The 22489-nt window shown below is 73.2% G+C and carries 22 protein-coding genes; 2 read left to right on the forward strand and 20 right to left on the reverse strand.

Annotated features, from left to right (window positions below):
- The 5 genes from AES38_RS09785 to AES38_RS09805 all read right to left on the reverse strand — a co-directional run bounded on the left by AES38_RS09785 (position 1) and on the right by AES38_RS09805 (position 3332).
- Entirely contained in the window at positions 1 to 768 is a 768-nt protein-coding gene (locus AES38_RS09785; protein ID WP_053774805.1) for an SseB family protein, read from the reverse strand.
- On the reverse strand, positions 768 to 1514 hold the full coding sequence (gene priA / locus AES38_RS09790; RefSeq protein WP_053774806.1) for a bifunctional 1-(5-phosphoribosyl)-5-((5-phosphoribosylamino)methylideneamino)imidazole-4-carboxamide isomerase/phosphoribosylanthranilate isomerase PriA: 747 nt from the start codon (positions 1512 to 1514) through the stop codon (positions 768 to 770). Before priA ends, AES38_RS09785 begins: the two co-directional genes overlap by 1 nt.
- Positions 1515 to 1588: 74 nt before the next feature.
- The gene (gene hisH / locus AES38_RS09795) at positions 1589 to 2230 is read right to left on the reverse strand and encodes an imidazole glycerol phosphate synthase subunit HisH (protein ID WP_053774807.1); all 642 of its coding nucleotides are present in this window, start codon (positions 2228 to 2230) and stop codon (positions 1589 to 1591) included.
- The gene (gene hisB / locus AES38_RS09800; protein ID WP_053775761.1) at positions 2227 to 2835 is read right to left on the reverse strand and encodes an imidazoleglycerol-phosphate dehydratase HisB; all 609 of its coding nucleotides are present in this window, start codon (positions 2833 to 2835) and stop codon (positions 2227 to 2229) included. Before hisB ends, hisH begins: the two co-directional genes overlap by 4 nt.
- Positions 2836 to 2954: 119 nt before the next feature.
- A complete protein-coding gene (locus AES38_RS09805) occupies positions 2955 to 3332 on the reverse strand; it encodes a hypothetical protein (protein WP_053774808.1) in 378 nt (125 codons plus the stop codon).
- A 361-nt stretch (positions 3333 to 3693) separates the two neighbouring features.
- Here AES38_RS09805 and lexA point away from each other — a divergent pair, with 361 nt between their 5' ends.
- Positions 3694 to 4374 (forward strand): transcriptional repressor LexA, encoded by a 681-nt coding sequence (gene lexA / locus AES38_RS09810; protein WP_043671385.1) that lies wholly within the window; start codon positions 3694 to 3696, stop codon positions 4372 to 4374.
- A gap of 81 nt (positions 4375 to 4455) precedes the next feature.
- Here the strand turns inward: lexA and hflX are convergent, their stop codons facing one another.
- A complete protein-coding gene (hflX, locus tag AES38_RS09815; RefSeq protein ID WP_053774809.1) occupies positions 4456 to 6021 on the reverse strand; it encodes a GTPase HflX in 1566 nt (521 codons plus the stop codon).
- 41 nt (positions 6022 to 6062) lie between these two features.
- On the opposite strand from hflX, the gene AES38_RS09820 reads away from it, so the two are divergent.
- Positions 6063 to 6689 (forward strand): class I SAM-dependent methyltransferase, encoded by a 627-nt coding sequence (locus tag AES38_RS09820; protein ID WP_053774810.1) that lies wholly within the window; start codon positions 6063 to 6065, stop codon positions 6687 to 6689.
- Between the two features lie 54 nt (positions 6690 to 6743).
- Here AES38_RS09820 and dapF read toward each other — a convergent pair whose 3' ends face one another.
- The 14 genes from dapF to AES38_RS09890 all read right to left on the reverse strand — a co-directional run bounded on the left by dapF (position 6744) and on the right by AES38_RS09890 (position 22486).
- On the reverse strand, positions 6744 to 7622 hold the full coding sequence (gene dapF, locus AES38_RS09825) for a diaminopimelate epimerase (RefSeq protein WP_053774811.1): 879 nt from the start codon (positions 7620 to 7622) through the stop codon (positions 6744 to 6746).
- Positions 7623 to 7631: 9 nt separating this feature from the next.
- Entirely contained in the window at positions 7632 to 8555 is a 924-nt protein-coding gene (miaA, locus tag AES38_RS09830; RefSeq protein WP_053774812.1) for a tRNA (adenosine(37)-N6)-dimethylallyltransferase MiaA, read from the reverse strand.
- A complete protein-coding gene (gene miaB / locus AES38_RS09835; RefSeq protein ID WP_053774813.1) occupies positions 8552 to 10135 on the reverse strand; it encodes a tRNA (N6-isopentenyl adenosine(37)-C2)-methylthiotransferase MiaB in 1584 nt (527 codons plus the stop codon). The genes miaA and miaB overlap by 4 nt, the downstream gene beginning before the upstream one ends.
- A 50-nt stretch (positions 10136 to 10185) precedes the next feature.
- Positions 10186 to 11238, reverse strand: a complete 1053-nt coding sequence (locus AES38_RS16325) for a regulatory protein RecX (protein WP_244629152.1) — start codon at positions 11236 to 11238, stop codon at positions 10186 to 10188.
- Positions 11239 to 11361: 123 nt separating this feature from the next.
- Complete coding sequence (gene recA, locus AES38_RS09845) at positions 11362 to 12447, reverse strand: recombinase RecA (RefSeq protein ID WP_043671367.1); 1086 nt, start codon at positions 12445 to 12447, stop codon at positions 11362 to 11364.
- A gap of 266 nt (positions 12448 to 12713) precedes the next feature.
- A complete protein-coding gene (locus tag AES38_RS09850) occupies positions 12714 to 12938 on the reverse strand; it encodes a DUF3046 domain-containing protein (RefSeq protein ID WP_043671365.1) in 225 nt (74 codons plus the stop codon).
- A 138-nt stretch (positions 12939 to 13076) separates the two neighbouring features.
- Complete coding sequence (locus AES38_RS09855; RefSeq protein WP_043671362.1) at positions 13077 to 13385, reverse strand: helix-turn-helix domain-containing protein; 309 nt, start codon at positions 13383 to 13385, stop codon at positions 13077 to 13079.
- A gap of 139 nt (positions 13386 to 13524) precedes the next feature.
- Complete coding sequence (locus AES38_RS09860) at positions 13525 to 14046, reverse strand: CinA family protein (RefSeq protein ID WP_053774814.1); 522 nt, start codon at positions 14044 to 14046, stop codon at positions 13525 to 13527.
- Complete coding sequence (gene pgsA, locus AES38_RS09865) at positions 14043 to 14669, reverse strand: CDP-diacylglycerol--glycerol-3-phosphate 3-phosphatidyltransferase (RefSeq protein WP_081001881.1); 627 nt, start codon at positions 14667 to 14669, stop codon at positions 14043 to 14045. Before pgsA ends, AES38_RS09860 begins: the two co-directional genes overlap by 4 nt.
- A 3-nt stretch (positions 14670 to 14672) precedes the next feature.
- Positions 14673 to 17531 (reverse strand): FtsK/SpoIIIE family DNA translocase, encoded by a 2859-nt coding sequence (locus AES38_RS09870; protein WP_053774815.1) that lies wholly within the window; start codon positions 17529 to 17531, stop codon positions 14673 to 14675.
- Between the two features lie 77 nt (positions 17532 to 17608).
- Entirely contained in the window at positions 17609 to 18841 is a 1233-nt protein-coding gene (locus AES38_RS09875; protein WP_053774816.1) for an ABC transporter permease, read from the reverse strand.
- On the reverse strand, positions 18838 to 19545 hold the full coding sequence (locus AES38_RS09880) for an ABC transporter ATP-binding protein (RefSeq protein WP_053774817.1): 708 nt from the start codon (positions 19543 to 19545) through the stop codon (positions 18838 to 18840). The genes AES38_RS09875 and AES38_RS09880 overlap by 4 nt, the downstream gene beginning before the upstream one ends.
- A complete protein-coding gene (locus AES38_RS09885) occupies positions 19542 to 20531 on the reverse strand; it encodes a permuted SH3 domain-containing protein (protein ID WP_256998803.1) in 990 nt (329 codons plus the stop codon). The genes AES38_RS09880 and AES38_RS09885 overlap by 4 nt, the downstream gene beginning before the upstream one ends.
- 278 nt (positions 20532 to 20809) lie before the next feature.
- Positions 20810 to 22486, reverse strand: a complete 1677-nt coding sequence (locus tag AES38_RS09890; RefSeq protein WP_053774819.1) for a ribonuclease J — start codon at positions 22484 to 22486, stop codon at positions 20810 to 20812.
- Positions 22487 to 22489: the final 3 nt, after the last annotated feature.

A 22489-nucleotide genomic window follows, 5' to 3' on the forward strand; every position in this document is an offset into this window, starting at 1 on the left:
TCAGCGCGCGGAGGTGATGCGGAGGCCCATGCTGTCGACGCGGTCGGCGAGCACCGCGCTCCGCGACCACTCCCCCTGCAGCCGGGCGAGCAGCGCGTCGAGCGCCGTGCGGTCGAGGCCGTCGACGAGCTCCAGCGCGATCATGAGCTCCGGCCCCTCGAGGCGCGCCCGCGGATCGCCGGGCGCCGTGCGCAGCGCCACGACCGCGGGCTCCTCGACGACGCTCGCCTCGAGCGACGCGATCACCTCGGGGTCCTCCGGGCTCGGGATCCACGGCAGCGACCGCGCGACCGCCCAGACGGCTGGACGGCGCAGCACGAACTCGGTGTCGGACATCGGGTCGAGGACCACGAGGTCGGTCTCCTCGCTCGCGGCGGCCAGCGCCACGCGCACCGCGTCGGCGGGCACGGGCCGGGCGGCCGGGTTCCACCTGCCCATCGCGGCGACGGAGGTGAACACCGGCATGACGGTGCGCCCGTCGGGGCCGGCCACCGTGATGATCGACAGCTCGGCGCTCTTGTCGGCCTTCAGGCCGTGCGCGCCCTCACCCTCCTCGCCGAGGCGGGCGACCAGCGGGATGAGCAGCCGCGCCTCACGCAGCGCGTCGACGACGGCGCCCTGCCCGACCTCGCCGCGGCGGTGCTGGGCAAGCGCGTCGGCGAGGGCCGGCGGCGCGGATCCGTCGTCACCGGGGAACGCGGTCGGCTCGAAGGAGCGCCCCGCCCACGGGGTCCCGGCCGAGTCGGCGTGCGGCGTGGAGCCCGACATCACTCCCCGGCGACGTCGAGCGCCTGGCCGAGCGTGAACGCCCCCGCGTAGAGGGCCTTGCCCACGATGGCGCCCTCGAGGCCGAGCGGCACGAGCTCGCGGAGCGCGGCGATGTCGTCGAGGCTGGAGACGCCGCCGGACGCGACGACCGGGCGCTCGGTCCGCTCGAGCACGTCGCGGAGCAGCGCGATGTTGGGACCCTGCAGCGTGCCGTCCTTCGTGACGTCGGTCACGACGTAGCGCGCGCAGCCGGCCTCCTCGAGGCGCTCCAGCACCTCCCAGATGTCGCCGCCGTCCTTCGTCCAGCCGCGCGCGGAGAGCGTGCGCCCGCGGACGTCGAGCCCGACCGCGACGGCCTCGCCGTGCTGCGCGATGACGCTGGCGGCCCACTCGGGGTTCTCCAGCGCGGCGGTGCCGAGGTTGATGCGCGTGGCGCCGCTCTCGAGGGCCACGTCGAGCGAGCGGTCGTCGCGGATGCCGCCGGACAGCTCGATCTGCACGCCGTCGATGGCGCGGATCACGCGCGAGATGACGGAGAGGTTGTCACCGCGACCGAACGCGGCATCGAGGTCGACGAGGTGCAGCCACTCGGCGCCCTGCTCGGCCCAGTCGCGGGCCGCGTCGACGGGGTCGCCGTACCCGGTCTCGGTGCCGGCCGCGCCCTGGGTGAGGCGGACGGCCTGGCCGCCCGCCACGTCGACGGCGGGCAGGAGGGTGAGGCGGGGGGTGCTGGTGAACTCGCTCATGGGGCCTTCCATCGATCGGGCGTGCGGGCGTGCGGAGCCGTCGGCGACGGCGGGTGCGGGTGGGGCTGGGCGGGTCAGGTGGCGCGCAGGGTCCCGAGCCAGTTCGAGAGCAGCCGGATGCCGGCCTCCCCCGACTTCTCGGGGTGGAACTGCGTGGCGGAGAGCGGGCCGTTCTCGACGGCGGCGACGAACGGCTCGCCGTGGGTCGCCCAGGTGACGCGCGGGGCGGGCAGCGGAGGGAGCGGGTCGATCCCCCACGTGCGCGCCGCGTAGGAGTGCACGAAGTAGAACCGCTCCTCCTCGAGCCCGGCGAACAGCGCGGAGCCCTCGGGGACCTCGACCGTGTTCCAGCCCATGTGCGGGAGGACCTCGGACCGGATGCGGTCGACCGTGCCCGGCCACTCCCCCAGCCCGGCGACGTCGACGTCGCGCTCGACGCCGCGGTCGAACATGACCTGCATGCCGACGCAGATGCCGAGCACCGGGCGCCCGCCGGCGAGGCGCCGGTCGACCACGCGGTCGCCGCCCGCGGCCCGGAGCGCGGTCATCACCGCGGAGAACGCGCCGACGCCGGGGACGAGGAGGCCGTCGGCCTCGTGCGCGCGCTTCGGGTCGCCCGTCAGCTCGACGTCGGCACCGGCGAGCTCGAGGGCCTTGACGGCGGAGTGCACGTTGCCGCTGCCGTAGTCGAGGACGACGACCGAGGGCCGCGTCACAGCGCGCCCTTGGTGGACGGGATGCCGGACACGCGCGGGTCGAGCTCCTTGGCCTGCCGGAACGCGCGCGCGAACGACTTGAACTCGGCCTCGGCGATGTGATGCGGGTCGCGCCCGCCGAGGACCGTGACGTGCACGGTGAGCCCGGCGTGGAACGTGATGGCCTCGAAGACGTGGCGGACCATGGATCCGGTGAAGTGGCCGCCGATGAGGTGCATCTCGAAGCCGGCGGGCTCGCCCGAGTGGACGAGGAACGGACGCCCGGAGATGTCGACCACCGACTGCACGAGCGCCTCGTCGAGCGGGACGAGCGCGTCGCCGAAGCGGGCGATGCCCGACTTGTCGCCGAGCGCCTCGCGGATGGCCTGGCCGAGGACGATGCCGACGTCCTCCACCGTGTGGTGCACGTCGATGTGCGTGTCGCCGGTGGCGGTGACCTTGAGGTCGGTCAGCGAGTGCTTCGCGAACGCGGTCAGCATGTGGTCGTAGAACGGCACCGACGTGCTGATCTCGGAGGCACCGGTGCCGTCGAGGTCGAGCTGGAGATCGATGCGGGACTCGCTGGTCTGCCGCGTGACGTGCGCGGTGCGCGCGAGGGTGCTCATGACCTCCATGCTACCGATCGGTTCCGAGCGGATGGCCCCCGCTCCCGGCCGCTACCGGGAGTCGAGGCCGTACGGGATACGCCGCGTCGCACCCCGACGACGCGGGGTGCGGGACGGGGTCAGCGCGCGTACTGCGCGGGGACCGCGAGCTGCTGGCCCGCGGCCACGTCCGACGTGGGGAGGCGGTTGAGGTCGACGACCGACGCGATGACGTCACGCGGGTCGGCGCTCGGCGCGATCTCCTCGGCGAGGTCCCACAGGGACTGCCCGCTCGACACGGTGACGTACTGGAAGGTGGCTCCCGACGCGTCCTTCGACGCCACGGCCGCACCGCCGTTGAGGGCGACGAGCCCGGCGCCGAGCGCGAGCGGAGCGGCGACGAGCGCCGTGAGGACGATGCGGCCGCGACGCGTGATGCGCAGGCGCGTGCGGGGCGTGACGGCGGCCTCCGCGACGGGGGCGGCGGGGAGGGCGGTGGATGCTGCTGCGGTGTTCATGGTGACCTCTCGTGCGAGACGGTGGGGCGTCGATGCGACGCGCCCGGCGATGCAGTGCGGTACGGCATGCGATGCGGGTCGGGCAGCTCGCACCCGGCTCTCGGCCGGGAGAGCCGGGTGCGAAGCTGTGTTCCGAACATACATTCGAAACGAGCCCTCCGCAAGCCCTCATCGCCCCGATCCGGCGTCCGGGCCCGCGACACGCTCGAACAGGTGTTTGTACGAGGTGCGCCGGCTGGATACAGTTTCGAGTGCCTGGTGTCCATTCCACCGGGCACCACCGACATTGCCCCCGCGAGGGCGTCGGCCCGCCGGGTCGTCGCGCCGCCCGGGGCGTCGGCGACGAGAGGCGGGCCGTGGCATGACGGACGAGCGAGCGGCGGGAGGCGGCGCGACCAGGCGCCGCAAGAGCCTCAGCGACAAGCAGATCTCGATCCTGGAGTTCATCCAGCGCACCATCGCCGGCCAGGGCTACCCGCCGAGCATGCGGGAGATCGGCGATGCGGTCGGCCTCGCCTCGCTCTCCAGCGTCACCCACCAGCTCAACCAGCTCGAGCTCTCCGGCTACCTCCGCCGCGACCCCAACCGCCCGCGCGCGCTCGAGGTCCTCATCGACCTGCCGGGTTCGGGAGCCGCGGAGACCGGCGAGCCCGCCACACCCGTGGGCGACGCCGCCATGGTGCCCATGGTCGGCCGCATCGCGGCGGGCATCCCCATCACCGCGGAGCAGATGGTCGAGGAGGTCTTCCCCCTCCCCCGCCAGCTCGTGGGCAAGGGGGACCTCTTCATGCTCCGGGTCGTCGGCGACTCCATGATCGACGCGGCCATCTGCGACGGCGACTGGGTCGTCGTGCGCCAGCAGAAGACCGCGGAGAACGGCGACATCGTCGCGGCCATGCTCGACGACGAGGCCACCGTCAAGGTCTTCCGCCAGCGCGACGGCCACACCTGGCTCCTGCCGCGGAACAGCGCGTTCGAGCCCATCCTCGGCGACTTCGCCGAGGTCGTCGGCAAGGTCGTGGCGGTCATGCGCTCCGTCTGATCACGACGCCCCCCCACGCACGAGAGCGGCCGGTCCCCGAGGGGATCGGCCGCTCTCGTGCGTGCGGGGCGGGTGCGTGGATCAGACCGCGGGCACCACCGCGTAGGCCTGGACCTGCGCCTCCTGCTCGGCCGTGACGAGGGCGCGCACGCGCGTCCCCTCCTCCACGTACGAGGTCTCCAGCACCTTGGCGCCGTCGTGCAGCATCGCCACGATCTCCCCGTGCTCGAAGGGCACGAGCAGGTCGACCTCGATGGTGGGCTGCGGGAGCAGGTCCGCGATGCGGCGACGCAGCTCCTCCACGCCCTCGCCCGTGCGGGCCGACACGAACACGCCCTGCGGAGCGAGTCCGCGGAGGACGACGCGGTCGTCGTCCGAGGCGAGGTCGCTCTTGTTGAACACGACGATCTCGGGGATGGCGGAGGCGTCCACCTCGGCGATGACCTCGTGCACGGTCGCGAGCTGCGCCGCGGGATCCGGGTGCGACGCGTCCACGACGTGCACGAGCACGTCGGAGTCCGCGAGCTCCTCGAGCGTCGACCGGAACGCCTCGACCAGCTGGTGCGGGAGGTTCCGCACGAACCCGACGGTGTCGGCGAGCGTGTACAGCTGCCCCTGGTCGGTCTCGGTCTTGCGGACCGTGGCGTCGAGGGTCGCGAACAGGGCGTTCTCGACGAGCACGCCCGCCTTCGTCACGCGGTTGAGCAGCGACGACTTGCCGGCGTTCGTGTAGCCCACGATCGCCACGGACGGCACGGCGTTGCGGTCGCGGTTGGCGCGCTTCGTGTCGCGCGCGGGCTTCATCCCCGCGATCTGCTTGCGGAGCTTCGCCATGCGCGTGTTGATGCGGCGACGGTCGAGCTCGATCTTGGTCTCACCGGGCCCGCGGGATCCCATGCCGGCACCGGCGCCGCCGACCTGACCACCGGCCTGGCGCGACATCGAGTCGCCCCAGCCGCGCAGGCGCGGCAGGAGGTACTGGAGCTGCGCCAGCTCGACCTGCGCCTTGCCCTCGCGGCTCTTGGCGTGCTGGCTGAAGATGTCGAGGATGACGGCGGTGCGGTCGATGACCTTGACCTTGACCACGTCCTCGAGGGCGCGCCGCTGGCTCGGGGCGAGCTCGGTGTCCGCGATGACGGTGTCGGCGCCGACGGCGGCCACGAGCGCGCGCAGCTCCTCGGCCTTGCCGCTGCCGAAGTAGGTGCTGGGATCCGGGGTGGGACGCCGCTGCAGCAGGCCGTCGAGCACCACGGCTCCCGCGGTCTCGGCGAGGGCCGCGAGCTCGCGCATGCTGTTCTCGGCGTCGTCGACGGAGCCCTGCGAGTACACGCCGATGAGGACGACGTTCTCGAGGCGCAGCTGCCGGTACTCGACCTCGGTGACGTCCTCGAGCTCCGTGGAGAGCCCGGCGACCCGGCGGAGCGCCTGCCGGTCGGCGCGCTCGGTCTGGTCCCCGTCCGAGCCCTGCTCGGTGTCGGGGGTGGCGGAGAGCGCCTGCGCGCCGGATCCGCGGAAGAGGGCGTAGCCGGCGGACCGGTTCTCCGCCCGGGCGAGGACGCGCGCGACGACGTCGTCCCCGGCGGTGTTCTCGGTGGACGTCGTCGTCGTGTCCGCGGGCTCGTGGTCGTGCTCGTCGTGCGTTGTCATGTGCTCCCATCGTAGCGTCGGCGTCCGGTATCGTCCCGTGCATGGCCGACGCGCATTACTTCTCCTCGTCGCCGGCCGGTCCCCTGCGCACCCGCACGATCACGGCCGAGCTGGGCGGACGGACGGTCGACGTCGAGACCGCCGGCGGCGTCTTCAGCCCCGAGCACGTCGACCAGGGGACCCTGGTGCTGCTGCGCACCGTCCCGGAGCCCCCTCGGGAGGGGCACCTGCTGGACGTGGGCTGCGGCTGGGGTCCGGTGGCGCTCGATCTGGCGATGCGGTCGCCGTCGGCCACCGTGTGGGCGGTCGACGTGAACGAGCGGGCGCTCGAGCTGACGCGGGCGAACGCCCGGTCCCTCGATCTCGAGAACCTCAACGCCGTCCTGCCCGAGGATGTTCCCGCGGGCATCTCCTTCGCCACCGTGTGGTCGAACCCGCCCATCCGCGTCGGCAAGGAGGCGCTGCACGGCATCCTGCTGGACTGGATGCCCCGCCTCGAGCCCGACGCGGACGCGTGGCTCGTCGTGCAGCGGAACCTCGGATCCGACTCGCTGCAGCGCTGGCTCGTCGACGCCCTCCCCACCGGGCTCGCGACGACGCGCGCCGCGTCGGACAAGGGCTTCCGCGTGCTGCGCGTGCATCGCGCGGCCGAGGGCGCCGTCTCCTAGGCCCCGGGTCCCGACCCGACGTCCGCGACGGCACGCTCCCGCCGGGCGCCTCGGTCAGGCGAGCGCGACCACGCCGTCGAAGACCAGCTCCGCCGGGCCCGAGAGGCCGACGTGCTCGCCGTCCTCCGTCGGGAACATGCGCACGCCGAGCACCCCGCCCGGGAGCTGCACGCGCCACTGGTGCGGTGCCGCGGCGCCCGCCCAGTGCCGGGTCGCGAGGGCGGCGGCCGCCGCGCCCGTGCCGCAGCTGAGGGTCTCGCCGCTGCCCCGCTCGTGCACGCGCATCGTGATGTGGCCCACGCCGTCGACGACCAGCGGGTCGGCGGGGACGACGAGCTCGACGTTGGCGCCGTCGACGGGCTCGGGATCCAGCTGCGGGACGAACGCGAGGTCGGCCTCGGCGAGCTCGTCCTCGCTCGACAGCGCCACCACCACGTGCGGGTTGCCGACGTCGATGCCGAGCCCCGGCCGCGCGACCTGGAGGTCCTTGGCGCGCACGAGGGGCTCGCCGCCCGCGAGGGCCCAGCGTCCGAGGTCGACCTGGAAGCCGGATCCGCTGCGCTGCACGTCGCGCACGCCGGCGCGGGTGCCGATGGGGACGGTGCGTCCCGGCGGGAGCTCGATGAGCCCGTTCTCGATGAGGAAGAGCGTGAAGACGCGGATCCCGTTGCCGCACATCTCCGCGGGGCTGCCGTCGACGTTGCGGTAGTCCATGAACCACTCGGCGTCGGGGTCCTCGTCGAGGGCGGCACGGCCTTCGGGGATGCGGCTGGAGAGCACCGCGCGGATCGTGCCATCGGCGCCGATGCCGAAGTGGCGGTCGCACAGCGCCTGCACCTGGGTGTCGGTCAGGTCGATCTCGCCCGCGGGATCCGCGAACAGCACGAAGTCGTTGCCCGTGCCCTGGCCCTTGGTGAACTGCAGGTCTGCCATCCCGTCAGCCTACGGGCGCGTCGCGGGGAGGGCGTCGAGGGCGCGCTCGAGCAGGCGGTCGTCGCGTGCGTCGAGGCGGACGGCGTCCGCGTAGCGGCCGAACCAGGACACCTGCCGTCGCGCGTACCGCCTCGTGAGCGCGCGGGTCTCCTCCACGGCCTCCTGCTCGGTCAGCTCCCCTGCGAGCTGACGGGCGGCCTGCGCGTAGCCGATGGCGCGCGACGCGGTGACGCCGTCGGCGAGGCCGAGCGGCAGCAGACCCGCCACCTCCTCCACGAGGCCGTCCGCCCACATGCCGCTGGCACGCGCGTCCAGGCGCGGCACGAGCTCCTCGCGCGGCGAGGTGAGCGCCAGGATCCGGGCGGGGTGCCAGGCACGCGGCTCGGCGGACGCCCGCTCCGGCTGGGGCCCCGTGATCTCCACCACCTCGAGCGCGCGGACGAGCCGCCGACCGTTCTGCGCGCCGATGCGCTCCGCCGCGGCCGGGTCGAGCTCGCGGAGCCGCCGGTGCAGCATGCCCGGCCCGGTCTCCTCGAGCTCCCGTTCGAGCCGCTGCCGGATCTCCGGGTCGGTGCCCGGGAAGTCGTAGTCGAAGAGGACGGACGAGACGTACAGCCCGGACCCGCCGACGAGGATCGGGACGGCACCGCGGTCGAGGACGCCGGCGATCACGGCGCGCGCGTCCTCCTGGTAGGCGGCGACGGTCGCCTCCGCCGTGACGTCGAGCACGTCGAGCATGTGGTGCGGGATCCCCCGCCGCTCCGCCACGGGCAGCTTGGCGGTGCCGACGTCCATGCCGCGGTACAGCTGCATCGCGTCGGCGTTGACGATCTCCGCCGCCGTCCCCTCGGCGCGGAGCCGCTCCGCGATGTCGAGGGACAGCGCCGACTTCCCGGTGCCGGTCGCGCCCACGACCGCGATGATCGACGTCACGCGCGGTGGCGGGGGTGCGCGGAGGCGTCCTCGGAGGTCGGCACCCGCAGCGTCGGGAGGCCGAGCGACACCCGGGGCGCACCGCCGGACGCGTGCGCACCGGCGGAGGGTGCGGGTGCGGGGACGCCGCAGGAGTCGGCCTGCGCGCGCTCCCACGCGTCGCCGGCACGCGTGCGGCGGATCTGCAGAGGCGCCTGGTCCACCGAGTCCGCGATGAGGTGGAACGGAGCCGCACGCGTGATCTCCACCTCGACGGCGTCGCCCGGACGCGGCTCCCCGCTGCCGACCGGCACGTCGAGGTGGACGAGCCGGCCGTCCTGCGCGCGACCGGTGACGCGTCGGGTGTCGCCGTCCTTGCGTCCCTCGTGCGCGCTCACGAGCACCTCGACCGTGCGGCCCACGACGCGCTGGTTCTCCTCGTGGCTGATGCGCTCCTGCAGCGCGGTGAGGCGGGCGTAGCGCTCCTTCACGACATGGGCGGGGACCTGCTCGTCCATGGTCGCGGCGGGCGTGCCCGGACGGATCGAGTACTGGAACGTGAAGGCGGAGGAGAAGCGCGCGGCCTCCACGACGCGCAGCGTCTCCTGGAAGTCCTCCTCGGTCTCGCCGGGGAACCCGACGATGATGTCCGTCGTGATGGCCGCGTCCGGGATGCGCGTGCGCACCCGGTCGAGGATCCCGAGGAACCGCTCCGACCGGTACGACCGGCGCATGGCCTTGAGGATCCGGTCGGACCCGGACTGCAGAGGCATGTGGAGCTGCGGCATCACGGCCGGGGTCTCGGCCATGGCGTCGATCACGTCGTCGGTGAAGGCGGCGGGGTGCGGGCTCGTGAAGCGGATCCGCTCGAGCCCCTCGATGGCTCCGGCCGCGCGCAGCAGCTTGCCGAACGCCTGGCGGTCGCCGAACTCGACGCCGTAGGAGTTGACGTTCTGGCCGAGCAGGGTGACCTCGACCGCGCCGTCGTCGACGAGCGCCTGGATCTCCGCGAGGATGTCGCCCGGACGACGGTCCTTCTCCTTGCCGCGGAGCGCGGGCACGATGCAGAACGTGCAGGTGTTGTTGCACCCGACGGAGATGGACACCCAGCCGCTGGCGATCTCGTCGCGCTTGGTGGGGAGCGTGGACGGGAAGGTCTCCAGGCTCTCGAGGATCTCGAGCTGCGCCTCGCCGTTGTGCCGCGCGCGCTCGAGCAGGGTCGGCAGCGCGCCCATGTTGTGGGTGCCGAAGACGACGTCCACCCAGGGCGCCTTCTCGAGGACGGTGGCCCGGTCCTTCTGCGCGAGGCAGCCGCCGACGGCGATCTGCATGCCCTCGTGTCGGCGCTTCACGCCCGCGAGGTGCCCGAGGTTGCCGTAGAGCTTGTTGTCCGCGTTCTCGCGGACGGCGCACGTGTTGATCACGACGATGTCCGCCTCGGCGCCCTCGGCGGACACGTAGCCGGCCGCCTCGAGCGAGCCCGTGAGGCGCTCGGAGTCGTGGACGTTCATCTGGCAGCCGTACGTGCGGACCTCGTACGTCCGCGGCCGGTCGGCGGCGGGCGGGACGGCGACACGGACGTGCTCGGCGACGGTGCTCATGATGAGACGATCCTACGTGCGACGGAGCGGCGCGCCCCTCGCTGGACGGGTCAGCGGAACCGCACGCGGGAGGATCCCCGGCGGGTCGCGAGCGCGGCCTTCGCGGCGTCGCGCACGACTCCCCCGCCGTAGCCGCGCCGCATCAGGAACGACGTGAGACGACGCTCCGCCGTCTCGTCGTCGTAGGACGACAGCTGGCCGACGCGCTTCATCGCGACCTCCGTGGCCCGCGCGAGCTCGTCGTCGGGCTGCTCGGCCATGGCCTCCTCGATGACCAGCGGATCGAGCTTGCGGCGCCGCATCTCCATCTCGACGGACCGACGACCGAGGCCCTTGCGGTCGAGGTGCGTGTGCAGGATCTGCTCCGCGAGCGCGGCCTCGTCGATGTACTGCAGGGAGACGTACCGGGCCAGCGTCTCCTCGGCGATGTCCGGATCGATCTCGGCGCCGGCGAGCACCTCGCGCGCCTCCGCGAGCGAGAGCCCTCGGCCGCGCAGGCGGTTGGCGAGCACGTTGTCGGCGCGTCGGCGCTGGCGCTCCGGCGTGCGCTCCGCAGCCCGCTCCTCCTCGGCCTCGGCCTCGCGGCGCTCGTCCTCGACGCGGTCCTCCTCCAGGCGGAGCATGTCCTGCCGGTAGGCCTCGTCCTGCTCGGCCTTCGCGCGTGCGCGCTCGGCACGCTCCTGCTCCGCGCGCCATGCGGCGGGCTTCTCGTCCGCCTCCAGCTCGGGCTCGGCGACGGTCGGAGCCGACCAGGCGCCGGACGGGGCCTCCGCGGATCCACGCGCCGCCTGCGCCTCCGCCTCGGCGAGGACGCGTCGGGCCTCCGCGATGCGCTCCTGCGCGGCGAGCGCGCGGCCCGCCTCGGACGCGTCGACGGCGGCGCCGATGGTGACGATGCCGTCGACCTCGGTGACGGTCCGCCCGCGGGCCGGGTGCGTGGGCTCCACGCGGGGCGCGGGCGGCTCCTCGACGGGGGCTGCCGGGTGCTCCGACGAGCGTGACGCCGCACGGCGGGACCGCCGGTCGGCGAGGGACGCGACCGGCGCCACCTCGTCCGGGCCGGGACCCGTGCCCTGCTCGTCCTCGGAGGGGAATCTGACCATGGTGCTTCCGTCCTCAGGTGGCCGACGGCGGAGCCCACGGTGCGTGGATCACGGAGTCGGGCCGGTGTCGTGCGGAGGGCGGGGCGCGTCCGGGGACGCGCCCCGCCGGTGGAGCGCCGGGTGTCAGGCGCTCTTGCGTGCGGACGCCTTGGGCGCCGCGGCGGCGACGGGCGCCGGTGCGGCATCGGCCGTGACGGCCTCCGCGTTCGGGTCCTTCACGAGGCCGAGCTTGACCTTGATCTTTTGCTCGATCTCGGCCGCGATCTCCGGGTTGTTGAGGAGGTGCTTGCGCGAGTTCTCCTTGCCCTGGCCGAGCTGGTCGCCGTCGTAGGTGTACCAGGCGCCCGACTTGCGGACGATCTCGTGCTCGACGCCGAAGTCGATGAGGCTGCCCTCGCGGCTGATGCCCGTGCCGTAGAGGATGTCGAACTCGGCCTGCTTGAAGGGCGGAGCCATCTTGTTCTTCACGACCTTGACGCGGGTGCGGTTGCCGACCGCGTCGGTGCCGTCCTTCAGCGTCTCGATGCGGCGGATGTCGAGGCGGACCGACGCGTAGAACTTGAGCGCCTTGCCGCCCGCGGTGGTCTCCGGGCTGCCGAAGAACACGCCGATCTTCTCGCGCAGCTGGTTGATGAAGATCATGGTGGTCTGCGTCTGGTTCAGCCCGCCGGTGAGCTTGCGGAGCGCCTGCGACATGAGCCGCGCCTGGAGGCCGACGTGCGAGTCGCCCATCTCGCCCTCGATCTCGGCCCGGGGCACGAGCGCCGCGACGGAGTCGATGACGACGAGGTCGATGGATCCCGAGCGCACGAGCATGTCGGCGATCTCGAGGGCCTGCTCGCCCGTGTCGGGCTGCGAGACGAGCAGCGCGTCGATGTCGACGCCGAGCTTCTTCGCGTACTCGGGGTCGAGCGCGTGCTCCGCGTCGATGAACGCGGCGATGCCGCCGGCCCGCTGGGCGTTGGCGATGGCGTGCAGCGTGAGCGTGGTCTTTCCCGAGGACTCCGGGCCGTAGATCTCGACGATGCGGCCGCGCGGGAGGCCGCCGATGCCGAGCGCCACGTCCAACGCGACGGAGCCGGTGGGGATGACGGCGACGGGCGCGCGCTCGTCGCTGCCCAGGCGCATGACCGAGCCCTTGCCGAACTGCCGGTCGATCTGTGCGAGCGCGGTCTCGAGGGACTTCTCGCGGTCTGCCGATGATGCCATGGGGTGCTCCTCGTGTCGAAGGTGGGTTGCCTGCAGGCTGTCGCTCCGCTCCCGCTGGCCGCGGGTCCGGCGCCGACAAGGCGACGGGTGATCTCCGCGAGGTGCACGTTATGCGGCGCCGCCGACATCGCTGCCTGCGGGGCCGGACCTGTGCAGTCCGCGCTTCGAATCGCTCCTGTGGGGAGACTACGCGCGTTCGAAGGGATATTCGAACGGCGCGCCGCGTGTCGCGGACGGATCCACCCCGTGGACGAGGACGGGCGCGCCTAGATCCGCGGCTCGGGCACCCCGGCGCCGTTCCAGCGCGAGCGGGGCACGTCCTGCGCGCGGCAGAGCGCGAGCCACACCTCGCGGGCGGGCGTGCCGTCCTTCAGCGCCTGGGCGCACGTGCGGCCGCCGAGCTCGCCGAGCACGAGGTCCGCGACCAGCACCGGCCCGTAGCCGGCGCCGAACTCGTCGGAGACGGCCCGCTGGAACTCGCTCAGTCGCATGCCCTCACGCTACCCGCTGCGTCCGGCGCCGCCGCCCGGCCGGGCGCCCGGGAAAGCGGCGCCCGGGACGACGGCGCCCGGGACGACGACGCCCCGCCCGTCGCGAGGACGGGCGGGGCGGGAGGTCGTGGAGGTGGATCAGCGCGCGACGAGGTCGCTGTCGAATCCGGCGACGAGGTCGTCGGGGATGGTGTCGGGGATGGGGTTGAGGCCCTCGATGACGGCGAGCCGGTCGCCGACCTCGCGCATGATGACCGAGATGGGCGTGTCGAGCGCCTCGGCGACGGAGGCGAGGATCTCGCTCGACGCCTCCTTCTGCCCCCGCTCGACCTCGCTGAGGTAGCCGAGGGCGACGCTGGCCTTGCTGGCGACCTGCCGGAGCGTGCGCCCCTTCTGCAGGCGGAAGTCCCGAAGGACGTCGCCGATCTCCTGACGGACTAGAACCACGGGACCCTCCTCGTTGCGCCTGGTGCCTGATCGAACCGGAGGTCCGGGGCTGATGGGTGAGCATCTGGCCGAGGACCCAGGCTAAGCAGGGGCACTGGGCGTTGCTTGTGAACGTGCTTACGACAACGCGGGATGCGCATCAGATGTTCCCTGCCGTCTCGAGCGCGTCGACGAGCGTCGAGAGGGCCTCGCGGACGACTCCGGCGCGGACCGCCTGGCGGTCCCCGTCGAGGTGCAGGGCGACGGCGCGCGAGTCGCCGTCGATGGACAGGCCGACGAACGCCGTGCCCGGGCCCTGGCCGTCCTGGGGATCCGGACCCGCGGCGCCGGTGGTGGCGACGCCCACGTCGGCGGGGCGTCCGTCGACCGCGCAGGCCTGGCGCACGCCGCGCGCCATCTGCCGCGCGACGTCGGGGTGGACCGCGCCGTGGACCGCGAGGATCGAGGAGTCGACGTCGAGGAGCGTGCGCTTGAGGGCCGTGTCGTACGACACGATCCCGCCGGAGAGGGCGCGCGAGGCGCCGGGGACGCCCACGAGCGCCGCGGTGAGGAGGCCGCCGGTCAGCGACTCCGCGACCGCCAGGCGGCGGCCGCTCGCGACGAGCGCGGCGATGACGCGCTCGGCCAGCTGCTCGTCGGTCGCGTCGTCGTGGGTGCTCACGACGCGCGCTCCGCCTTGAGCGCCTGCCGCATGTAGTCGAGGCCCGAGAGCACCGTGAGCGCGAACGCGATCGACATGAGCACCGTGTTGACGACGTGCATGCCGTCGCCCACGAGGTCCCACAGCGGCAGGAGCGCGACGCTGATCGCGACCGCCTGCGCCACGGTCTTGAGCTTGCCGCCGCGGGACGCCGCGACCACGCGGTCACGGAGCACGGCGAAGCGGTAGGCGGTGATGCCGAGCTCGCGCACGAGGATCACGATGGTGACCCACCAGGGCAGCTCGCCGAGGACCGACAGCATCACGAGCGCGGCGCCGGTGAGAACCTTGTCGGCGATGGGGTCGAGGAGCTTGCCGAGGTCGGTGACGAGGTTGCGGCTGCGGGCGATGTGCCCGTCGACCCCGTCCGTCGCGATGGCGAGGATGAAGAGCGCCGCGGCCGCGTACCGGAGCGGGCCGTCCGCGCCGTCGTCGGCCACGAGCAGGACGACGAAGACGGGCGCGAGCAGGATGCGCACGATCGTGAGGACGTTGGCCACGTTCCAGGGGCTCGCCGGGGTATCGCCCGCACGCCAGACGCGCGGGGCCCCGGTGGCGGCGCCGGATGCGCTCGACTCGGCCACGGCTCAGTCCCTCCCCGTCAGGCCCCAGGCGTCGTCGTCGCCCTCGGCCTCCACCTGCTCGTACGCGTCCAGGTCCTTGTGCAGCGGATCCGACGGGTAGCGGTCCCCGTCGTCCGGCTCGCCGGCAGGCACGGCTGCGGCCGGAGCGGCCGCGGCAGCGGGGGCAGCGGCAGCGGGCGCCGGCGTCTCGCCCCGCAGCGTCGCGAGGACGCCGGGGAGCTGCTCCGCGGAGACGAGGACGTCGCGCGCCTTGGAGCCCTCGGACGGGCCGACGATCTCCCGCGCCTCGAGCAGGTCCATGAGCCGGCCGGCCTTGGCGAACCCGACGCGCAGCTTCCGCTGGAGCATCGAGGTGGATCCGAACTGCGTGCTGACGACGAGCTCCGCGGCCGCGAGCAGCACCTCGAGGTCGTCGCCGATGTCCGCGTCGATCTCCTTCTTCTCGGCGGCGACCGCGACGTCCTGCCGGTACTCGGGGCGGGCCTGGCGCGTCACGTGCTCGACGACCTTGGCGATCTCCGCCTCCTGCACCCACGCGCCCTGCACGCGGACGGCCTTGTTGGCGCCCATCGGGAGGAAGAGGCCGTCGCCCTGGCCGATGAGCTTGTCGGCGCCCGGCTGGTCGAGGATCACGCGGGAGTCGGTCATGCTCGACACCGCGAACGCGAGGCGCGACGGCACGTTGGCCTTGATGAGGCCCGTGACGACGTCGACCGAGGGCCGCTGCGTCGCGAGGACCAGGTGGATGCCGGCCGCGCGGGCGAGCTGCGTGATGCGGACGATCGAGTCCTCCACGTCGCGCGGGGCGACCATCATGAGGTCCGCGAGCTCGTCCACGACCACCAGGAGGTAGGGGTACGGGCGGAGCGTCCGCTCGCTGCCCTCGGGGAGCACGATGGAACCGCTCGTGACGGCCTTGTTGAAGTCGTCGATGTGGCGGAAGCCGAAGCTGGCGAGGTCGTCGTACCTCATGTCCATCTCCTTCACCACCCACTGCAGCGCCTCGGCCGCCTTCTTCGGGTTGGTGATGATGGGCGTGATGAGGTGCGGCACCCCCGCGTAGATGGTGAGCTCCACGCGCTTCGGGTCGATGAGCACCATCCGGACGTCGCTCGGCTTCGCGCGCATGAGGAGCGACGTGATCATGGAGTTCACGAAGCTCGACTTGCCGGAGCCCGTGGATCCCGCGACGAGCAGGTGGGGCATCTTCGCGAGGTTGGCGATGACGTAGCCGCCCTCGACGTCCTTGCCCACGCCGATGGTCATCGGGTGCGCGCTGGTGGTCGCGGCGGACGAGCGGAGCACGTCGCCGAGGGAGACGATCTCGCGGTCGGTGTTCGGGATCTCCACGCCGATGGCGCTGCGGCCCGGGATGGGCGAGAGGATGCGGACCTCGTTGGAGGCGACCGCGTAGCTGATGTTCTTCGCGAGCGCCGTGACGCGCTCGACCTTGACGCCGGGCGCGAGCTCCAGCTCGTAGCGCGTGACCGTCGGGCCGCGCGAGAAGCCCGTGACCGTCGCGTCGACCTGGAAGTTCGTGAGCACCTCCGTGAGCGCGCGCACCACCTCGTCGTTGACGGACGAGCGGGACTTGGCGGGCGTGCCGGGCGAGAGGGTGCTGGCGGCCGGGAGGCGGTAGGGCGCCTGCGGGGCGTCCGACTCCCCGGAGACGATGGCGGCGTCGGATCCGTCGTCCTCGAAGCCGGGGAGGACCGCGGGCTCGTCGTCGTCGCGGATGCCGGTGGGGTGCACCGGGACGGACGGCAGGATCGCGGTCGCCGTGGCATCGACGGGCGCGTCGAGGTCGATGCGGCGGGTCGCGGCGTCGTCGCCGGCGAAGGCGCCGGCCTCCGGGCGGGCCGCGTCGGGATCCACCGTGCGGTCGATGACGGTCGTCGGCGCCTCGGCGGCGGAGCGGGCCGGGACGTCCTCGCGGGCGTCGTCCGATCCGGCGTGCGGGGCGAGCACCGGGCTGTCGAAGGCGGGGGCGTCCTCGCGCTGGCTGCGGTTGCGGCGCCACCACGGGAGGCTGTCGGTGTCGACCGGGCCGTCGTCGTCCAGCCCCTCCAGCTCGACCTGCTCGGTCGCCTGCGCCTTGCGGGCCGCGCGGTCGGCCGCGCGCTGCTCCTCGTCCACCGGCGGGGCGCCGAAGAGGTAGGAGTACAGCTCGCGCAGCCGCATGCCGACGCGGTTCGGCGGCGTGCGGGTGATGATGAAGAGGGAGAGCACGAGCAGGATGCCCGCCACGATGCCCGCGCCGATCGGCGTGATGAGCAGGGACAGCGGGGCCGCGAGCACCCAGCCGAGGACGCCGCCCGCGCGGGCGAGCGCGAGCATGCCGTCGCGCGGATCCGGCGCCCCGTTGAAGAGGTGGCAGAGCGACGCGATGGAGACGAGGAACAGGCTGACGCCCACGCCGATGCGGCCGTTGTCGCTGACCGACGAGGGGTGGCGGAAGAGCCAGAGCGCGAGGAGCACCATCACGATGGGCAGGGCGAAGGCGACCCGGCCGAAGAGGCCGCCGAACGTGTAGGCGTCGAACGCCATGGCGACGTCGTTGAGCGGGTTGAACCACTCGACGACCACGCCCGCGATCGCGAGCACCACGAGCAGGAAGGGGATGCCGTCGCGGCGCTCCTCCTTCGCGAGCTTCTCCGGCCCGAGGGCGCGGAACAGGGCGCCGGTGGCGTGGGCGAGGCCCATCCACGCGACGACGAGCGGGCCGCGCCGCTCCGACTGCACGGGGTAGGCGACGGTCTGCTGCTTCGTCTCGGCGGCGCGCCCCTTGCGTGGGGGCGTGGCGCGCGGCGCGCCCGAGGAGGTCTTCCCGGCGCGGCTGGTCGACCTGGTGCTCGTAGCCATGCGACCCACGTTATCCCGCGCCGCCGTCGCGGGCCGTCCGCCGGGCCGGGCGGGACGCGCACCGCCCGGCTGCGGCATCAGTACCGGATCGCGTCGATGACGGAGACCCGGACGGCGACGAGGGCCGGGAGGAGGCCCGCGATCGCGCCGACGGCGAGCGCCGCGCCGAGCCCGAGCAGCGCCGCCGAGAGCGGGAAGGGCGGGAACTCGGTGACGCCCGAGGCGACGAACGAGAGGATCCACGGGTTCTTCACGATCGCGACCGCCGCCATGACCCCGACCACGCCCGCGGCGACCGTCGCGACGACGCTCTCCATCATCACGGCGAAGAACACCCGACCCGCGCTCGCGCCGAAGCTGCGGCGGACGCCGATCTCGCGGATCCGCTGCTTCACCGTCACGAGCGAGATGTTCACCAGGCCGAGCGCGCCGAGCAGCAGCACGAGGCCGGCGACTCCCCCGACGAGGATCTTCAGCGACAGCAGCGGGTCGTAGTCGTAGGTGCCGTAGTCGGCCCGGCCGACGCTCGCCTGGACGCCCTCGGGCGCGGAGGCGGCGACGTCGGACTGGATCGCGGCGGAGAGCCCGTCGGCCTCCGCCTCGGGCACCCACAGCTCCATCTGCGGCTGCATCGCGGTGAGCGCGTCCGCACCGAGGAGCCGCTCGGCGGTGGAGGACAGGACGTACATGGACGGCTCCTCGCCGGAGTACAGGTCCGGCACCGCGCCGACGATGACGCCCGTCCGGTCGCCCTGCTCCCCCTGCAGCGTGACCGTGGGGTGGGTCGCCACGTCGGGCGTGCCGAGCCGGTCGAGGAACGCCCGGTTCACGACGAGGGAGGGCGCGAGGAGGTCGGCGTCGCGGTCGTCGAACCAGCGGCCCTCGGTCACGTCGACGCGGCGCATCTGGCCGTAGTCGGGATCCACCACGGTCCCGTACACCTCCACGGTGCCGCCGGGCAGCTCCACGGGCAGCGGGGCGGAGCCGATCACGGTCGACCACGTGATGCCGTACCGGTCGGCGATCTCCGCGAGGAGCGCCCGCTGATCCGCGTACGGCATGCCGGCCCCGGTCTCGGAGTACATCGACACGGACAGCGACGCGGGACGACCGGACTGCCGCTCCATCTGCTCGGTCTGCGCCTGCTGCACGACGCCGCCGAGGCCGACGACGGAGGTGAGGGCGGTGACCGCGACGGCCACCCCGATGAGGGAGAGGAGCACGCGCGTGCGGTGGATCCGCAGCTCGGCCCACGCCTCGACGACCGCCCCCACGAGACCCGTGCCCGCGCGGACGAGCCAGCCGCTCACGCGACGGCCTCGCGGACGAGGGCCTCGGCGGGAGCGAGCACGCCCGCCTCGAGCCGGTGGTGCCGGTCGGCGCGCGCGGCGACGGTCGGATCGTGCGTGATGGTGACGAGCGCGGCGCCGGACGCGTGCGCGACCTCGGCGAGGAGCGTCATCACGGTCGCGCCGGTCTCGATGTCGAGGGCGCCCGTCGGCTCGTCCGCGAGGATCAGCCGCGGCGACCGCACCAGGGCCCGCGCGATCGCGACGCGCTGCTGCTCGCCGCCGGACAGGGTCTCGGGCATGGAGTCGATCCGGTGGCCGAGCCCGACGCGCTCGAGCATGTCCGCCGCGATCGACGCCCGCCGCCAGAACGTGCGGCCCGTGGAGTACAGCAGCGGCGTCATGACGTTCTCGCGGGCCGTGCGGCCCTGCAGCAGGTTGAACTGCTGGAAGATGAAGCCGATGTCGCCGCCCCGGGCCCGGTCGCGCCGGGATCCGGACACGCGCGCCATGGGCACGTCGTCGAGGAGGACCTCGCCGGTGGTGGGGGTGTCGAGCAGGCCGAGGATGTTGAGCAGGGTCGACTTGCCGGATCCGGATCGGCCCACGATCGAGACGTGGTCGCCCACCGAGACGTCGAGGTCGACGCCGTGCAGGATCGTCAGCGGCTCGTCGTCCGGGCGCAGCACCGTGCGGGTCACCTGCTCGAGGCGGATGAGGCTCATCCGCCGTACCCGCCCTGCATCGTGGTGGCGTCGTCCTCGGGGGCGCGCGCGCCGGGCACGAACTCGAGCACCATGTCGCCCTCAGCGAGGCCCGTGGTGATCTGCACGACCTTGCCGTCGCTGATCCCGAGGCCGACCGCGCGCTCCTCCGGCTCGCCCGTGTCGGACGCCAGCCAGACGTTGCCGGTGTCGGCGAGGCCCTCGACCGCGGTGGTCGGCAGGGTCAGCACGTCGGCGGCCTGGCCGGCGGGCACGGTAATCTCCGCGGCGAGCCCCGGGAACACGCGCGTCCCGGCCGGCACCGCGCACGAGACGGTGGCGCCCGTGGAGGCGGAGGCGCCGGCGGCGGATCCCTCCCCCGTGCTCCCGGAGGCGCCCGCACCCGCACCCGCGCCCTCGGCGGAGGACGCCGTGGGCTGGCCGATGCGCAGGTCCGTGCACTCGAACGGGGCGGGACCCGAGGTGATGGCGACCGTCGCGGCCGTCGGCTGCGTGACGAGCCGGTACTGCTCCTCCGCCGTGAGCGGCGCGGTCGCGCGGAAGGTGGGCGGCGCGATCCGACCGACCGCGTCGCCGACGGCGACCTCCTGGCCGACCAGCACGCCGAGGTCGACGAGCGAGCCGGCGGCCTTCGCGGTGACCGTCTCGGTGACGACCTTGGGCTTCGACTGCGTGACCGTGCCGTCCGCGGCGACCACCGGGTCCACCGGCGTCTCCTGGCGGATGACGAGGATCGGGTCGCCGGCCGCGAGCGTGGCGCCCTGCCCGGCGACGAGCTTCGAGACCGTGCCCTGCAGCGTCGCCCTCACGGGCACCTCGGGGTCGGGCTGGATGCTGCCCTTCACGGTCACGTCGTTGACGACGGTCGCGATGGACGCCGGCACCTGCGACTCGACGACGGAGCCCGTCGGCACCTCGGAGGCCTCCTCGGCCGTCGTCCCGAAGAACGCCATGCGCACGAGGGCCACGGCGATGGCGGCCAGCACGACGAGCCTCGTGATCGGGAGGATCCATCTCCGCCAGACGCCCACAGCCGCTCCTTCCCCGGCGTCCCCCAGCGGTCCGTCCGGTCGCCTCCGACGCTAGGGGCGGCACCCGGCGCGGCGGGTCGGCCGCGGGGATGACATGGCCACCCCCGAGCGGGGGCCGCGGGAGGAGGGCGACCGGGACGAGGGAGGGAGCCGGCAGGAGGAGACGACGGAGGGGGCGGGGTCTCCCCCGCCCCCTCCGGGACACGCTGCGCCGCGTCGCCGCGGCCTCGGCACTACGCCTCGATGACCACCGGGATGATCATCGGACGACGACGGTGCGAGGAGTTGACCCAGCGGCCGACCGTGCGGCGGACGACCTGCGCGTACGCGTGCGTGTCGCGCGTGCCGTTGGCCGCGGCCTCCGCGAGGGCCTTGATGACGAGCGGCTTGACGCTGTCGAACACCTTCGGGTCCTCGGCGAAGCCGCGGGCCTCGATCTCGGGCCCGACGACGACCTTGCCGGTCTGCGCCTCGACGACCGCGATGATCGTGACGAAGCCCTCCTCGGAGAGGATGCGGCGGTCCTTGAGGTCGGCCTCCGTGATCTCGCCCACGGTCGAGCCGTCGACGTACACGTAGCCGATGTCGAGCTGGCCGGTGACGCGCACCTTGCCGGCCGTCATGTCGAGGACGGTGCCGTCCTCCGCGAGGAACGTGTTGCGCTCCGGCACGCCGGTCTGGATCGCCAGCTGCTGGTTCGCGACCAGGTGGCGGTACTCGCCGTGCACCGGGAGGACGTTCCGCGGCTTCAGGATGTTGTAGCAGTAGAGAAGCTCTCCGGCGGCCGCGTGGCCCGAGACGTGGACCTTCGCGTTGGCCTTGTGCACCACGTTCGCGCCGAGCTTGGTGAGCCCGTTGATGATGCGGTAGACCGCGTTCTCGTTGCCGGGGATGAGGCTCGACGCGAGGATGACGGTGTCGTCCTGGCCGATCTCGATCTGGTGCTCCGAGTTGACCATGCGGCTGAGCACGGCCATCGGCTCGCCCTGCGACCCCGTGCTCATGTACACGATCTGGTTGTCGGGCAGGTTGACGGCCTTCTTGGAGTCGATGAGGACCCCGTCCGGCACCTTGAGGTAGCCGAGCTCGGCCGCGATGGTCATGTTGCGGATCATCGAGCGGCCGATGAAGGCGACGCGGCGCTTGTTCGCGGCGGCGGCGTCGAGCACCTGCTGCACGCGGTGCACGTGGCTGGAGAAGCTCGCGACGATGACGCGGCGCGGCGCCTTCGAGATCACGGCCTCGAGCACCGGGCCGATGGAGCGCTCGGTGGGCGTGAAGCCGGGGACGTCCGCGTTGGTGGAGTCCGACAGGAAGAGGTCGATGCCGGCCTCGCCGAGGCGCGCGAAGGCGCGCAGGTCGGTGATGCGGTCGTCGAGCGGCAGCTGGTCCATCTTGAAGTCGCCGGTGTGCAGCACGCTGCCCGCCTCGGTCTTGATGGCGACGGCCAGCGCGTCCGGGATGGAGTGGTTGACGGCCACGAACTCGAGCTCGAACGGCCCGAGGCGCTCGCGGTCGCCCTCCTTCACCTGGAACGTGTACGGCTTGATCCGGTGCTCCTTGAGCTTCGCCTCGATGAGGGCGAGCGTGAGGCCGGAGCCGATCAGCGGGATGTCCTGCTTCAGCTTGAGGAGGTACGGCACCGCGCCGATGTGGTCCTCGTGGCCGTGCGTGAGGACGATGCCCACGACGTCGTCGAGGCGGTCCGCGATGGACGAGAAGTCGGGGAGGATCAGGTCGACGCCCGGCTGGTGCTCCTCGGGGAAGAGCACGCCGCAGTCGACGACGAGGATCTTGCCGTCGATCTCGAACGTGGTCATGTTGCGCCCGATCTCGCCCAGGCCGCCGATGGGCGTGATGCGCAGGGTGCCGGGCTTGAGCGCCGGGGGATCGTAGATGGTCTGGGGCATGGG

The organism is Clavibacter capsici, assembly GCF_001280205.1.
Classification (GTDB): Bacteria; Actinomycetota; Actinomycetes; order Actinomycetales; family Microbacteriaceae; genus Clavibacter; species Clavibacter capsici.

Bases quoted from the DNA above. Each gene is read 5' to 3' on its own strand.
- AES38_RS09785 (WP_053774805.1), bottom strand. From the start codon at position 768: ATGTCGGGCTCCACGCCGCACGCCGACTCGGCCGGGACCCCGTGGGCG.
- priA (WP_053774806.1), bottom strand. From the start codon at position 1,514: ATGAGCGAGTTCACCAGCACCCCCCGCCTCACCCTCCTGCCCGCCGTC.
- hisB (WP_053775761.1), bottom strand. From the start codon at position 2,835: ATGAGCACCCTCGCGCGCACCGCGCACGTCACGCGGCAGACCAGCGAG.
- AES38_RS09805 (WP_053774808.1), bottom strand. From the start codon at position 3,332: ATGAACACCGCAGCAGCATCCACCGCCCTCCCCGCCGCCCCCGTCGCG.
- lexA (WP_043671385.1), top strand. From the start codon at position 3,694: ATGACGGACGAGCGAGCGGCGGGAGGCGGCGCGACCAGGCGCCGCAAG.
- hflX (WP_053774809.1), bottom strand. From the start codon at position 6,021: ATGACAACGCACGACGAGCACGACCACGAGCCCGCGGACACGACGACG.
- AES38_RS09820 (WP_053774810.1), top strand. From the start codon at position 6,063: ATGGCCGACGCGCATTACTTCTCCTCGTCGCCGGCCGGTCCCCTGCGC.
- dapF (WP_053774811.1), bottom strand. From the start codon at position 7,622: ATGGCAGACCTGCAGTTCACCAAGGGCCAGGGCACGGGCAACGACTTC.
- miaB (WP_053774813.1), bottom strand. From the start codon at position 10,135: ATGAGCACCGTCGCCGAGCACGTCCGTGTCGCCGTCCCGCCCGCCGCC.
- AES38_RS16325 (WP_244629152.1), bottom strand. From the start codon at position 11,238: ATGGTCAGATTCCCCTCCGAGGACGAGCAGGGCACGGGTCCCGGCCCG.
- recA (WP_043671367.1), bottom strand. From the start codon at position 12,447: ATGGCATCATCGGCAGACCGCGAGAAGTCCCTCGAGACCGCGCTCGCA.
- AES38_RS09850 (WP_043671365.1), bottom strand. From the start codon at position 12,938: ATGCGACTGAGCGAGTTCCAGCGGGCCGTCTCCGACGAGTTCGGCGCC.
- AES38_RS09870 (WP_053774815.1), bottom strand. From the start codon at position 17,531: ATGGCTACGAGCACCAGGTCGACCAGCCGCGCCGGGAAGACCTCCTCG.
- AES38_RS09880 (WP_053774817.1), bottom strand. From the start codon at position 19,545: ATGAGCCTCATCCGCCTCGAGCAGGTGACCCGCACGGTGCTGCGCCCG.
- AES38_RS09890 (WP_053774819.1), bottom strand. From the start codon at position 22,486: ATGCCCCAGACCATCTACGATCCCCCGGCGCTCAAGCCCGGCACCCTG.